This window comes from Streptococcus sp. 23.2 (genome assembly GCF_016648665.1).
GTDB lineage: Bacteria > Bacillota > Bacilli > Lactobacillales > Streptococcaceae > Streptococcus > Streptococcus salivarius_E.
This window is the reverse complement of the sequence record NZ_JACLQJ010000002.1, coordinates 129,334-143,367: the sequence shown is the minus strand read 5'-3', so window position 1 is coordinate 143,367 and position 14,034 is coordinate 129,334. Positions and strand designations below refer to the sequence as shown.

The window sequence follows — 14,034 nt, the reverse complement described above, 5'->3', positions numbered from 1 at the left end:
GGAGGGGGCATGTGGCAAAGAATTTACGTTTAAAAGCAGCTCGAGCAGAGCATGATATGACCCAGGGTGACTTGGCAGAAGCTGTAGGTGCAACAAGACAGACCATAGGTTTGATTGAAGCTGGAAAGTACAATCCCAGCCTAGCCTTATGCATTGCCATTTGCAAGACACTGGACAGGACCTTGGATCAACTGTTTTGGGAGAATTAGGAAGGAAGTAAAGATGATGAAATTCAAACTGGTTAATAATAAGGTTACAGATGAACGCGAGAAAGCTCTAAATAATAAGGTTGCTGCTGAATGTTTTTACATAATGATTGCAGGGACGCTTGTATGCTTGGTCTATAGCTCCTTCTTTAATAGGGGTGCCATCACCTCTAATTACTTGGCCTTTCCAATGTTGATAGCATGGATTTGGTCTATTTATAGATCTGAACGACTTAGTGTTAACACTTTTGGGGGTTCTGGTATGACAGTCCTAGGTTGTTTACTAGTGACTGGGCTTATCACCCTTATGATAATGTCAGCTAACTATCGGTACAACCATGATGTCTATCATAATAATCCCTTGGATCCTAGATATCTCATGGTTTGGCCAATTACTTATATCATATATGCTCCCGTTGTTTTCTTTATGAATTGGTCTATCGTTGCATTGGGAAGATATGAGAGAAGACGTCTCGAAAAACAGCTGGACGATTTGGAGAATGAAGAATAAATAGTGATAGAATCAGACTGTTCTGTTTGGTCTGATTTTTTTATGTTATAATGGGTCCTAAAATTAAGGAGGTCACGTATGCTACTAACTGAATTTGATGCGAATAGACAAGCGATTATCAATCCCGAGGACTTGAATGAGCCTCTTGAGGGGTTTCCTAAAATAGCTGTGTCCTGTTTTTCTCGTTCGACCTTTCAACGAATGCTTGAGATGTTTCCCCATGAACTTATCTATGAGACGTCCATGGCGAATGTGGCTATTCCGATTTATAAGCTTGTTATTGCTGAGCAGGAGTTGGCTCTTTTTAATGCACCTGTAGGCGCCTCTGCCTGTGTGGCTATTTTAGAGGATATTTTTGCCTTAGGAGCTGATAAACTTGTACTCTTTGGGACTTGTGGTGTTCTTGATGAAGATATTAAAGAGACTTCTATTATTATTCCTAGTCATGCCCTTAGAGATGAAGGGACGAGTTTTCACTATGTGGAAGCCAGCGATGAGATTGCGGTAAATGTGGGTGTTTTAGACCGTTTTCGTTCCTATCTCAATGAACGTCAGATTTCTCATAAGGAAGGCAAAGTTTGGACAACTGATGGCATTTACCGTGAGACGAATGGTAAACTCAAAGCTCGAAAGGCAGCAGGAGCCATTTGTGTGGATATGGAGTGTTCTGCAGTTGCAGCTTTAGCAAAGTTTAGAGGTGTTGAAATCTGTCATTTCTTCTATGCTGCAGACCACCTTTCTGAAGGTAATTGGGATGCCCGTAACTTGATGAATCATGCAGATTTGGATGAAAAGGACAAGGTAGCTTTATTAGCTTTGGAGTTTGCGTGTGACTGGAGTAAACCTTAAAAAATCCTACTTTTCAACCTTCTTATTTGTAATTATTCTAAATAACTGCTATAATATTTTTTAGAATGATTCTAAATAAGGAGTGAATAAATTGGAAGATAAGAATTTTGCAGAGCGTTTAAATATTTTGAGAGCTGGTGTTTTAGGTGCCAATGATGGAATCATTTCCATTGCGGGAGTGGTTATCGGTGTGGCTAGTGCGACATCAAACATTTGGTTCATCTTGATTTCTGCCTTGTCAGCGATTTTTGCCGGTGCCTTTTCGATGGCCGGTGGCGAATATGTCAGTGTCTCAACGCAAAAAGATACCGAAGAAGCTGCCATCGCTAAGGAACAAGCTCTTCTGGATCGCTCACCTGAAGCAGCTAGAGAGAGTTTGTACCAAACCTTCCTCAGTCAGGGGGATTGCGAAACAGCAGCCGAAGTCAAGGTCAATCAAGCCTTCAGTAAAAATCCTATCAAGGTCTTAGTTGAGGAAAAATATGGAGTGGACTTGGATGAAATTACCAATCCATGGCATGCTGCCGTATCTAGTTTCTTTGCTTTTTCAGTGGGTTCTTTGCCACCAGCACTAGCTATCATGCTTTTCCCAGAGCCTTACCGTATTCCTGTAACAGTGGTCGTGGTTGCACTGACTTTGCTCTTGACTGGCTATATTAGTGCCAAGCTCGGAAAAGCACCTATTAAACAAGCGATGTTGCGTAATTTGACAGTAGGACTCTTGACCATGCTTGTAACCTTCTTGGTCGGGCATATCTTCCACGTGAATGTGTAAGTGTTAATAATAGATAAGTCTACCATGTTAGGTAGGCTTTTTTAGTCTGCTAGACCAAGCTTATCCGTGGTACAATAGGGTTATGCGTTTAGATAAATTATTAGGGCAGGCGGGTTATGGTTCTCGCAATCAGGTCAAGAGGCTCATTCGTAGTCGGCAGGTATATGTGGATGGTGTCTTGGCTGAACAAGATAATCTTAATGTGGATGCTAGTCTTCAAACCATCACGGTTTCTGGTAAGGAACTGGAGCATACGCCAGAAGTTTACTATCTCATGAATAAACCAGCAGGAGTAGTGTCAGCTCGAAAGGACAAGGAACACCAGACAGTCATTGATTTGATAAAGCCTGAAGATAAGAGAGACGGTCTTTATCCTGTGGGCCGATTGGATAGAGATACGGAAGGCTTGGTGCTGATTACTAACAATGGTCCCTTGGGATTTGCCATGCTTCACCCACGTTATCATGTGGCTAAGACTTATTATGTTGAGGTCAATGATGTTCTTGGGCCTGATGCACCTGCATTTTTTGAATCCGGTGTTGTCTTTGAGGATGGTACTGTTTGTCAATCAGCTCAGCTGGAAGTTTTAAGTTCTGCGAGTGACAAGAGCTGTGCTAGAATTACGATTTCGGAAGGCAAGTTTCATCAAGTGAAAAAGATGTTTTTGGCTTATGGCGTCAAGGTAACCTATCTTAAGCGTATTTCTTTTGGAGAGTTTAAGCTTAATGAAGGGATGGTAGTAGGTTCCTACCGGGCGTTAACGGAAGCGGAAAAAGCAATCTTACGTACTTATCTTGGCTAGTAGCCCTATGTGGTTTAAAGTGCGATAGGAACTTTCAATCTCATGATAGGTTCCCTCTATCATGACCCTTAATACTGTAAGGCCCATAACGACGGTCTTTTCTAGGGGTATAAGTGAAACTTATGGCATTCCATAAGTTTTTTTAATTTCTCAAGCCTTGTTTCTGGTGGTATGATGGTATCAATTCGATTGAGAACTGAAGTAAGTCAGGAGCAATGACCAAGTCTAATCAGAGAGGGAGGTTCATTATGACAGAAGCATTTTATAATCATTTAGCAAAGACACGTCATCAGATTCACCAACATCCAGAGGTTTCTGAGGAGGAGCACGAGACGACAGTCTTTTTGAAAGGTTATTTGAAAAATCTAGGTATTGAGCCTTTAAATTATCCCTTGAAGACGGGACTCGTCGCTGAGATTGGGTCAGGTCATCCGATTATTGCTTTGCGTGCTGATATTGATGCCCTACCAATTAAGGAAAAGACAGGACTTCCTTATGCCAGCAACAATGGGGCCATGCATGCCTGTGGTCATGACTTTCACCAGACCTCTCTACTTGGAGCTGCTCAGCTTTTAAAAGAGAGAGAAGCAGAGCTTAAGGGGACTGTTCGCTTGATTTTTCAACCAGCCGAGGAAAATTTCCAAGGGGCCTATCAGGTCATTGAAGCGGGTGGTCTTGACGGTGTGTCAGCTATCATCGGTTATCACAATAATCCTCACTTGAAACCTGGTCAGATTGGTCTTCGTTCGGGAGCTATCATGGCAGGTGTGGAGCAGTTTAGGGTTGATGTTAAAGGTGTTTCGTCCCATGCTGCCCGTCCTGATTTGGGTGTGGATACGGTCTTGGTCACTACGACCATCATCAACAATTTACAACAGATTGTTGCTCGTACGGTATCGCCCTTTGAATCGGCTGTATTGTCAGTCACTCATATCGAAGTTGGAAATACCTGGAATGTCCTTCCGGCATCGGGATTTTTCGAAGGAACGATTCGTACCTTTGAGCCTAAGGTTCGTGAAGATGTCATTGCTCGCTTTGAAAAAGTTGTTCAGGCGACAGCTGACCAGTTTGGTGCTCAAGTTGACATTACTTGGGGTAATTCACCTTACGTGACCTACAATGACCAGACACTCACACCACTCATCTTTGAAAATTCTAAGGCCTTTGCAGAAGTGATTGAAACTTTGCCATCAACAGGGGGCGAAGACTTTGCGGCCTATCAAAAGGAAATACCAGGAGTCTTTGCCTTTATCGGCTCTAATGGTGAAGAAAATGCACCAGACTGGCATCATGATGATTTCCTTGTGAAAGATGAGGCCTTGCCAGTAGCTGTTAATTACTATGTGGAAAACGCCCTTTTCCTACTTGACTATTTTAAGGAGAAAGGCAAATGACCATTCCCTTAATCGGTATTACCAGTAATGAAAAACTTGTTAGGGAGTTGAGAGCTTCACTGACGCCCCATTTATAGGTGTTCAGTGGCATGCTGAGTTTCTCTTGGGACATAAGTTCTTAAAAGACCAAGGACTCTTTGATTATTTTGTTAAGAGTTTTAAATAAAGCTTAAGGACTTTAAATTGGTACTACTTTTGATATTGAAAAGGAGGACGTGCCTAAGGAAAAATATTCTTTTGATCATTTAGTTTACACTTAAGAACCCAGCCGATTGGTTGGGTTCTTTTGTCGTATTTTAGAAGCAAGATTTCAGGACTTAGAAAGGGAGGGAAGATTTTTCACTTGCTATTTTTGAGTTTTTTAGATAAAATGAAAGCGTTATCATTTCAAAAATAGATAGGAAGTGGTCAAGTCATCTTTTTGATGGTTGACCTTATAACTTCCGAATAAGGAGAAACGTATGTTAATTGGTATTCCAAAAGAAATCAAAAATAACGAGAACCGTGTGGCTCTAACGCCTGCTGGTGTGCAAAGTCTTGTAGCTAAGGGACATGTCGTGTTAATCGAAACAAATGCAGGCCTTGGCTCTGGTTTTGCGGATGCAGATTATGCCAATCAAGGTGCTAAAATCGTTGCAACTGCTGCAGAAGCATGGGCAGCAGAACTTGTTGTTAAAGTTAAGGAGCCACTTGCTGAAGAATATGGCTTCCTTCGTGAGGACCTTTTACTTTTTACTTACTTGCACATGGCAGCAGCGCCAGAATTGGCAGATGCTATGGTCAATGCTAAGACAACAGGTGTGGCCTATGAAACAGTACGTAGCCAAGAAGGTCACCTACCACTTTTGGTTCCAATGAGTGAAGTAGCAGGACGTATGGCCGTTCAAATCGGTGCACATTTCTTGACCAAACAAGAAGGTGGCTCTGGTGTTCTCCTAGGTGGTGTGCCTGGAGTTCCTAAAGGTAAAGTAACTATTATCGGGGGTGGTGTCGTAGGGACACATGCAGCCCGCATTGCCCTTGGACTTGGGGCTCAAGTGACTATCCTTGATATCAGTGCCAAACGTTTGTCTGTCCTTGAAGAGGTCTTTGGTAGCCAAATTCAAACACTTATGTCAAATCCACTCAATATTGAAGCGAGTGTCCGAGATGCTGACGTGGTTATCGGTGCAGTTCTTATCCCAGGGGCAAAAGCGCCGAAACTCGTTACAGACGATATGGTTAAACAAATGCGTCCAGGTTCTGTTATTGTTGACGTTGCCGTTGACCAAGGTGGGGTTGTTGAAACTGCGGATCGTGTGACTACTCACGATGAGCCTGTTTATGAAACACATGGTGTCCTTCACTATGCTGTTGCCAATATCCCAGGAGCTGTGGCACGTACATCAACCATTGCCCTTACTAATGTCACTTTGCCTTATATCGAAGCCCTTGCAGGAAAAGGATTCAGAAAGGCAATTAACGACGACGAAGGTCTTCGTCAAGGGGTTACAACCTACCAAGGTCATATCACTAGCAAACCAGTTGCAAAGGGGCTAGACAGAGAATATACATCAATTGACGAATTGGCTTAAACAGAGTAACTTATCAAACACAAAAAGGAGTCGCACCATGATAGAGGGTGACTCCTTTTTTGAGGTCTGAGCAAGAAGTGAACCATTTTTTGCGAGTTGATAGGTGACTGCTCGCAAAGCCTGAAACTGTTGGATTTTTCTAATTTCGGTCTTATTTTATGATATAATGAGTAGACATATTAAGGGTAGTAATGAGCACCTATAATGCTTTTTATTCATGCTTATCTTTAGGAGGTTTTATCGTGGCCAACCATATTCGTGTAATTACAGCAATTGTTTTTTCTCAGCTTGTCGTTCTTTATTTTGGTTTTCGTATGGATGTCTCTTTGACCGGACTGCTAACTACAGTAGCTGTGGCATCCCTGGTTGAGATTATTTATCATGTGAAGCTTGTTCGTAAGATAGGAGCCAATATTTCTTTTGAGACTTTTTGGAAAAACTGTGACCAACTTTTTAGAAAAAATGCTGTGCTGCTGGCTATTTTACTTTGTGACCTGCTTATTTTTAAAGGTGGGGATTTCATGGCCTTCATTCTTTGGCAAGTTACCTTTGTTGTCTTGGTAAGTATCATCATCATGGCATCAAATAATGCACCGGACGCATGATAATACTTAAATCTTGCAATGAAAGAGTTTAGATAATGTTTAGCATTCACAGAAATCATTTGTCAGACCAGGGCGTTGACTATGTCACATTTGGTCAAGGAGATAAGGTTCTCGTTATCATTACGGGATTAAGTTTGCAAGGCTTAAGTGATATATCTGACCTTGCCATTTACTCGCTATTTTATCGATTTGCTAAGGAGTATAAGGTCTATATTTTTGATAGAAAGGACCATATCGAAGAAGGTATTTCAATTGAGAATATGGCTGATGACCTCTACCATTCTTTACAAGAATTACATATTGCTAAGGCCTCTATCATAGGCATGTCACAAGGTGGTATGATTGCCCAGCTGTTTGCTATCAAGTATCCTCAAAAGGTGACTAGTCTGGTGTTAGCTCTGACATTCTCTCGAAATAATGATATCAGTAGAGACACCATCGAAGGTTGGATTGAGATGGCTAAAAATGGTGAGGTGGCTAAGCTCAATAAGGATTCAATGTGTAAAACATTTTCGTCTCCTATGTTAAAGAAATTATATGTGATTAATAAACTATTCATGAGGACTGTAAGTGTTGAAAAACAAGAACGATTTATCCGATTAGCTAAGTCTATTCTTGAGTTTGATTGCCATAAGTCCCTTGATAAAATCACTTGTCCGACCCTTGTTCTGGGAGCCAAAAACGATTTGGTTCTGGGAGTGGATGGTGCAAGGGAACTTGCAAATAGCATTCCAAATGCTTCCTATCACGAATTTGACAAACTAGGACACGCGACCTTTATTGAAAGTAAGCAATTTAATAAAATGATATTAGAATTTCTGCGAGAAAACACTTAGGTAGTGGACTTATGAAAATCTATTAAAATAGAATGAGAAAGGGGTTACAGTGGAGCTTGTAGCCTCTTTTTATTTTCAGTTCAGATATGTGCAGTCTGAAAAATTAAATGATAGAATGGCAATAGATAGGAGGACACAGAAATGTTAAACTATGATTTGATTGTTATCGGTTTCGGTAAAGCCGGTAAAACTCTGGCTGCTAAGATGAATGCGGCTGGTAAGAAAGTTGCTGTCATCGAGCGCAGTAAAGCCATGTATGGTGGTACTTGCATTAATATTGCGTGTATCCCAACCAAGACTATGATTGTTGCGGCTGAGAAGGGCTGGTCATTTGACGACACCATGAAGGAACGTGGTGCAGTGACTGGTCGTCTTAATGCTAAGAATTATAAAATGTTGGCAGACAATGGCGTTGATGTCATTGATGCAGAGGCACATTTTGTGTCAAATAAGGTTATTGAAGTAGTGGCTGGTGATGACCGCCAAGAGCTTACAGCTGAGACTATTGTTATCAATACTGGTGCTGTATCTAATGTCTTGCCTATTCCTGGCTTGACAACAACTGAGCATGTCTACGATTCAACTGGTATTCAAACCCTTGAAGCCTTGCCAAAACGTCTGGGTGTCCTAGGTGGTGGTAATATCGGTCTAGAATTTGCTGGCCTTTATAACCGTTTGGGAAGTCAAGTGACTGTCTTGGATGCAGCGACTAGCTTCTTGCCACGTGTGGAGCCATCTATTGCTAAGTTGGCCAAGGAATACATGGAAGAGGACGGCATTGTCTTTGAGCAAGGTGTTAAAACTTCCGAAGTGAAAAATGACGGTGATGAAGTTGTCGTTGTTACTGACAAAGGTGAGTTTCGTTTTGATGCGCTTCTCTATGCGACAGGACGCAAGCCTAATATCGAACCCCTTCACTTGGAAAATACAGATATTGCCTTGACTGAACGTGGCGGTATTCAAGTTAATAAGCATTTGGAAACAAGCGTTCCTGGTGTCTTTGCGGTGGGGGATGTTAATGGTGGTCTCCAATTCACTTACATTTCACTAGATGATTTCCGTATTGTCTTTAATTACTTGACAGGGGATGGTAGCTATAACCTTGAAACACGTGGAGCAGTTCCAACCGCTATGTTTCTCAACCCACCTTTGGCACAGGTTGGCCTTACTGAAGACCAAGCTAGAGCTGCAGGTGGACCGGTTGCTGTCAAGGAACTTCCAGTTGCTGGCATGCCGCGTGGTCATGTTAACGGTGATTTGCGTGGTGCCTTCAAAGCTGTGGTAAATCCTGAAACTAAGGAAATCTTGGGAGTGACCCTCTTTGGTCAAGAATCTCATGAAATTATCAATCTAATTACCCTAGCTATGAATCATCACATTCCATACACAGATTTAGCTAAACAAATTTTCACTCACCCAACTATGGCTGAGAACCTAAACGATTTGTTTGCGATTTAAAATGAAAAGAGCCGAGAGGCTCTTTTTTTATGTAGAAGAAAAATTTTTCTAAGACTTTCCTTAGGTGAGTACGGTCGTCAGCGACCTTCTTCGAAGTTCCATGACTAATTTTTGAGCCTAAGGTCTCAAAAATTCCGAGTTCCTGAAACTTAATAGTTCCAGGAACTTTTCTCACAGCGGAAAGTCTTGAAGAAAGTAGATCTCAAATAATAGTTTAATCTATTTGATAAATTCTATAGAAATGTTGGGCCATATTGTATTCCAATTTTTCTTCTTTACTCTCTCGTTATAGACCGTTTGTCGTTCTTTATCTGAAAAGTAATGCGGTGTGGGTGATACTCTGAAGTTAATCAAATCGTCTGTTCCAAAAGGAATAAATACCTCTAGTTCCTGATTGTCATTTAGTCTAGCAGCTATAGCAGTACATTTTTCGGGAAATTTTGAAACAGCATCTGTAGAGCTGATATACTTTTCAGTATTAGGACTATGTATATTCATATAATACTGATTTTTTATTTCCCAATTGTATTCAGGATGTCTTCTCTTTATCTGATTCTCTATTTCAACAGTTCGTTCATATGATATATTTTTATCAAAGAAAATGACATCGATATCAGATAAATTGATATTTGAAGATGTATTTCCGGTACTTAAGTAGTCCCAAATATAATTGCGTATAGTTCCAGCACAAAGCCAACAGTCATTTAGTTGGAAAGAGTGGATAATCTTTAATAGTGCCATTAGTTCGGAGTTCTGTTTAATTAGTTTTTCGACATCAATCATTTTAAAACCTCATTGGTATTGTACTAGTTTAAGATAGAAATATCAAAATAAGATCATATCTCTAATGCAAAGCGACACTCTAGGTTAGATGTCGCTTTTTTTGCGCTTTGATGATAAGATAGAAGTGACATAGGAAAATTCCTTAGATTGGTACTCTTAATCCACTTAGGGAGGTTGATAGACCTTGAGTCACCACTAGAAACTGTATGAAAAACTTAGAAAGATACTCGTATGCCAACTGGTCTGTGAGTGTGTATAGCTTATGACTAAGAAAGTAGGAGTGGGCAAGGCCCACAGTAAGATTATTTTGATGGGGGAGCACTCGGTCGTTTATGGTCATCCTGCCCTTGCCCTCCCTCTTAAGGATATTGAGGTTGTCTGTCAGATTCAGGCGGCTGAGACTCCTTTGACGCTCAAGGCTCAAGATCCCTTGACGACAGCGATTTTTTCAGCGCTTAATTATCTGGAAATCAAGAATCAGCCTATCAGCTATGCTATTAAGTCTAGTGTTCCTGAAAAGCGTGGCATGGGGTCGTCTGCGGCTGTAGCCATTGCGGCTATTCGTGCGGTCTTTGATTATTTTGATCAGGAGCTTAGCCAGGAGACCTTGGAAATGCTAGTTCATCAGGCGGAGACCATTGCCCATAGTAAACCTAGTGGTTTAGATGCAAAGACCTGCTTGAGTGACAAAGCCATTAGCTTTACGCGTAATATCGGTTTCAAGGAAATCGAGGTCAATTTAGGTGCCTATCTGGTCATTGCTGATACGGGCATCCATGGAAATACCCGTGAGGCTGTGGAAAAGGTTGAGGCAATTGGTTTAGATGCCTTGTCAGATCTCAACCAACTGGGCGAATTAAGTCAGAAGGCAGAACGTGCCCTCAAAGCCAAGGATCAAAAGCTTCTTGGTCAGCTCATGTCTCAAGCCCATAATCACCTTAAATCTTTAGGGGTGTCTTGTGATTTGTCGGATCTTCTAGTAGCAACTGCTCTGGAGCAAGGTGCACTGGGAGCCAAGATGTCAGGTGGAGGATTGGGTGGTTGCATTATTGCCCTATCAAGTACTAAAGACCAAGCCCGAACGATTGCTAAAAAACTTCAAGAAAAAGGAGCCGTAAACACGTGGATAGAAAGCCTGTAAGCGTCAAATCGTACGCAAATATTGCTATTGTCAAATACTGGGGTAAGGCGGATGCGGAGCGTATGATTCCTTCAACCAGTAGTATCTCACTGACTTTGGAAAATATGTATACGGAAACCAAGTTATCTTTTCTGCCTGAGGATGCGACTGGTGATGTCATGTATATCGATGATGAGCTCCAAGGGGAAAAAGAAACAATCAAGGCCAGCAAGGTTTTAGACCTCTTCCGTACTAATCCAAACCAACATGTCAAGATTGAAACATGGAACAACATGCCAACAGCTGCAGGTCTATCATCAAGTTCTTCAGGACTTTCAGCCCTAGTTAAGGCAGCTAACGAGCTCTTCCAAGTAGGAAAAACGCAGTCTGAATTAGCTCAAATTGCCAAGTTTGCTTCAGGTTCGTCATCACGGTCCTTCTTTGGACCATTGGCAGCTTGGGACAAGGATAGTGGTGAGGTTTACCCGGTTGAAACAGACCTTAAATTGGCCATGATTATGCTGATTTTGACAGATCAAAAGAAACCCGTATCAAGCCGGGACGGTATGAAATTGTGCACCGAAACATCGACCTCTTTCCCAGAGTGGATTAAACAGTCTGAGCAGGATTACAAGGATATGTTAGACTACCTCAAGGCTAATGATTTCCAAGCAGTCGGTGAGCTCACTGAAGCTAATGCTCTTCGTATGCACCAAACAACAAGTACGGCTAACCCACCATTTTCATATCTAACGGAAGCCTCTTATCAGGCTATGGACAAGGTTAAGGCCCTCCGTGCTTCTGGTGAGCAGTGTTACTTTACTATGGATGCAGGACCAAATGTTAAGGTGCTCTGCCTGGAAGAAGACCTAGACCGCCTAGCAGACCACTTCCGTAAGGACTATCAGGTCATTGTTTCACGCACCAAGGAGTTGCCAGATGCCTAAGCAGTCGGTCAATCAGGTCACAGTAAAAACAGGTGGGAAACTCTACATTGCTGGAGAATATTCAGTTCTAACACCTGGTCAGACAGCCCTAATCCGGTTTATCCCTATCTTTATGTCAGCAGAGGTCAAGGAAGCACCAAGCACACAGCTATTTTCTGATATGTTTGACTATAGTGTTAGCCGTGAGCCAGACGCAAATTATGCCCTCATTCAAGAGGCCTTGAATACTTTTGAAGCCTATTGTGGTGAGAACTTGCCCGCTCTGGACCTTTCAATTACTGGAAAGTTGGAGCGAGATGGGGTTAAATTTGGTATTGGCTCATCTGGTTCAGTTGTGGTATTGACCCTCAAGGCCTTGGCAGCGGCTCTGCAGAAAGACTTATCCGAAGACATTCTCTTTAAATTAGCTAGTTACACCCTCCTCAAACAAGGAGACAACGGTTCTATGGGGGACCTAGCTTGTATCGTATACGAGGATCTGGTTTCCTATCGCTCTTTTGACCGTGCAAAAATAACAGAGCTTATAGACCAAATGACTCTATCAGAGCTTTTGGAGAAAGACTGGGGATATTGTATCAGACCTGTAGTGCCAGCTCTCAAAGCTCATTTTTTAGTGGGGTGGACCAAGCAAGCTGCTATCTCAAAAGACATGGTTAAGATGGCTAAATCTCGTATATCAAGCAAGTATCTAAGTGAAACTGAAGTAGCTGTTCAAGCTGCCATCAAGGCTCTGGAAACAGGAGATAAGACCTTGCTTAAGAGCAGCCTTCAAACTGTCAGTGACCGGTTGGAATCACTGAGTCCAGATATTTATGTGGACAAGCTGAAAAAACTCAAAGAAGCAGAGCAAGGACTCGATGCCATTGCTAAGTCCTCTGGAGCTGGAGGTGGCGACTGTGGTATCGCCTTTGCCTTTGACCAATCAAGCCGAGATGCTCTAGTTGAGCGTTGGCAAGAGGCAGGGATAGAGCTCTTGTATGAGGTATAGGAATCAGCTTAGTAGATAATAATCACGCAAGAAAGTAAAGAAATAACCTATGACAAATCGTAAAGACGATCACATCCGTTATGCCCTTAAGTACCAGTCGCCCTACAATAGTTTTGACGATATGGAACTTATCCACAAGTCTCTACCAACTTATGATTTAGATCAGATTGACTTGTCCACACATTTTGCAGGACGAGATTGGAACTTTCCCTTTTATATCAATGCCATGACAGGTGGTTCTGCCAAAGGTGGTGCAGTTAATCGAAAATTGGCTGAGGTGGCCAGTCGAACAGGTATTCTCATGGTGACGGGTTCCTACAGTGCTGCTCTAAAAGGAGAAGCACCAGAGTCCTTTGACTTTCGTCAAGAGTTTCCAGACTTAGATCTAGCGACTAATATCGGTGTGGATAAGTCTGTAGACCTGGGGATTAAGACGGTGGAAGCCATGAATCCAGTCTTTTTACAGCTCCATGTTAACCTTATGCAGGAGCTTCTCATGCCTGAGGGAGAGCGTATTTTCCACACTTGGAAGGAAAATGTGGCGGCTTATGCACAGAACATAGAGATTCCTCTTGTGCTTAAGGAGGTCGGCTTTGGTATGGATGTGGAAACCATTCGTTATGCCATGTCTCAAGGCGTCAAGACTGTGGATATCTCAGGTCGTGGTGGGACTAGCTTCTCCTATATTGAAAATAGTCGAGGCGGCAACCGTGATTACCTCAATGACTGGGGACAAAGCACCGTTCAGACCCTCTTGCAAGCCCAAGACCTTCGTGAGGATGTGGAAATCCTAGCCTCTGGTGGCGTGCGAAACCCACTCGATATGGTCAAATGTCTGGTCCTAGGAGCAAAAGGCGTTGGCCTCTCACGAACTGTCCTTGAATTGGTGGAACGTTACCCTGTGGATAAGGTTGTAGCTATCGTTAATGGCTGGAAGGACGACCTTCGTCTCATCATGTGTGCCCTTGATTGTCGGACTATTGATGAGCTCAAATCTGTTGATTATATTCTACATGGTAAGCTGCAAGGGACTTATATCAAGCAAGGAAAGTAGGAAAGAGCTAAGTGCTCTTTTTTTCTTGTCTTACGAAAACCACTAGCTGTGCTAGTGGTTCCGAAAAGCTTTTAGCGATGTATCAAAAAAGTCCCCCTAAAGTGTTATATTAGATAAGGTTTCCCGACCACT

At 42.2% G+C, this 14,034-nt stretch carries 15 protein-coding genes; 14 read left to right on the top strand and 1 reads right to left on the bottom strand.

Features of this window, described 5'->3' with window-relative positions:
• The first annotated feature begins 11 nt into the window (after positions 1-11).
• The 10 genes from H7T98_RS02035 to H7T98_RS01990 all read left to right on the top strand — a co-directional run bounded on the left by H7T98_RS02035 (position 12) and on the right by H7T98_RS01990 (position 9,010).
• A complete protein-coding gene (locus tag H7T98_RS02035; RefSeq protein WP_004182985.1) occupies positions 12-209 on the top strand; it encodes a helix-turn-helix transcriptional regulator in 198 nt (65 codons plus the stop codon).
• Positions 210-222: 13 nt separating this feature from the next.
• Positions 223-717 (top strand): DUF6773 family protein, encoded by a 495-nt coding sequence (locus H7T98_RS02030; protein ID WP_004182984.1) that lies wholly within the window; start codon positions 223-225, stop codon positions 715-717.
• Positions 718-795: 78 nt separating this feature from the next.
• The gene (locus H7T98_RS02025; protein WP_107372710.1) at positions 796-1,566 is read left to right on the top strand and encodes a nucleoside phosphorylase; all 771 of its coding nucleotides are present in this window, start codon (positions 796-798) and stop codon (positions 1,564-1,566) included.
• 91 nt (positions 1,567-1,657) lie between these two features.
• Positions 1,658-2,341 (top strand): VIT family protein, encoded by a 684-nt coding sequence (locus tag H7T98_RS02020; RefSeq protein WP_070439145.1) that lies wholly within the window; start codon positions 1,658-1,660, stop codon positions 2,339-2,341.
• Between the two features lie 82 nt (positions 2,342-2,423).
• Positions 2,424-3,143 carry a 16S rRNA pseudouridine(516) synthase gene (locus H7T98_RS02015; RefSeq protein ID WP_201061129.1) on the top strand — a complete coding sequence of 240 codons (720 nt, stop codon included), beginning with the start codon at positions 2,424-2,426 and terminating at the stop codon, positions 3,141-3,143.
• A gap of 248 nt (positions 3,144-3,391) precedes the next feature.
• The gene (locus H7T98_RS02010) at positions 3,392-4,537 is read left to right on the top strand and encodes an amidohydrolase (protein ID WP_201061127.1); all 1,146 of its coding nucleotides are present in this window, start codon (positions 3,392-3,394) and stop codon (positions 4,535-4,537) included.
• A gap of 461 nt (positions 4,538-4,998) precedes the next feature.
• On the top strand, positions 4,999-6,111 hold the full coding sequence (ald, locus tag H7T98_RS02005; protein WP_155123833.1) for an alanine dehydrogenase: 1,113 nt from the start codon (positions 4,999-5,001) through the stop codon (positions 6,109-6,111).
• Between the two features lie 242 nt (positions 6,112-6,353).
• Positions 6,354-6,716, top strand: a complete 363-nt coding sequence (locus H7T98_RS02000) for a hypothetical protein (RefSeq protein WP_014633448.1) — start codon at positions 6,354-6,356, stop codon at positions 6,714-6,716.
• Positions 6,717-6,751: 35 nt separating this feature from the next.
• Positions 6,752-7,552 (top strand): alpha/beta fold hydrolase, encoded by an 801-nt coding sequence (locus H7T98_RS01995; protein ID WP_201061125.1) that lies wholly within the window; start codon positions 6,752-6,754, stop codon positions 7,550-7,552.
• A gap of 141 nt (positions 7,553-7,693) precedes the next feature.
• Positions 7,694-9,010 carry an FAD-containing oxidoreductase gene (locus H7T98_RS01990; protein WP_070849601.1) on the top strand — a complete coding sequence of 439 codons (1,317 nt, stop codon included), beginning with the start codon at positions 7,694-7,696 and terminating at the stop codon, positions 9,008-9,010.
• Positions 9,011-9,229: 219 nt separating this feature from the next.
• Here H7T98_RS01990 and H7T98_RS01985 read toward each other — a convergent pair whose 3' ends face one another.
• Positions 9,230-9,793, bottom strand: coding sequence for a nucleotidyltransferase family protein (locus H7T98_RS01985; protein ID WP_013990966.1), 564 nt, complete (start codon positions 9,791-9,793; stop codon positions 9,230-9,232).
• Between the two features lie 262 nt (positions 9,794-10,055).
• On the opposite strand from H7T98_RS01985, the gene mvk reads away from it, so the two are divergent.
• The 4 genes from mvk to fni are packed head-to-tail and all read left to right on the top strand — an operon-like array spanning position 10,056 to position 13,902.
• Positions 10,056-10,934 carry a mevalonate kinase gene (gene mvk / locus H7T98_RS01980; protein ID WP_201061123.1) on the top strand — a complete coding sequence of 293 codons (879 nt, stop codon included), beginning with the start codon at positions 10,056-10,058 and terminating at the stop codon, positions 10,932-10,934.
• Complete coding sequence (gene mvaD / locus H7T98_RS01975) at positions 10,916-11,860, top strand: diphosphomevalonate decarboxylase (RefSeq protein WP_201061121.1); 945 nt, start codon at positions 10,916-10,918, stop codon at positions 11,858-11,860. Before mvk ends, mvaD begins: the two co-directional genes overlap by 19 nt.
• Positions 11,853-12,848, top strand: a complete 996-nt coding sequence (locus H7T98_RS01970) for a phosphomevalonate kinase (RefSeq protein WP_201061119.1) — start codon at positions 11,853-11,855, stop codon at positions 12,846-12,848. Before mvaD ends, H7T98_RS01970 begins: the two co-directional genes overlap by 8 nt.
• 49 nt (positions 12,849-12,897) lie before the next feature.
• Positions 12,898-13,902 carry a type 2 isopentenyl-diphosphate Delta-isomerase gene (gene fni, locus H7T98_RS01965; protein WP_201061117.1) on the top strand — a complete coding sequence of 335 codons (1,005 nt, stop codon included), beginning with the start codon at positions 12,898-12,900 and terminating at the stop codon, positions 13,900-13,902.
• Positions 13,903-14,034 lie beyond the last annotated feature (132 nt).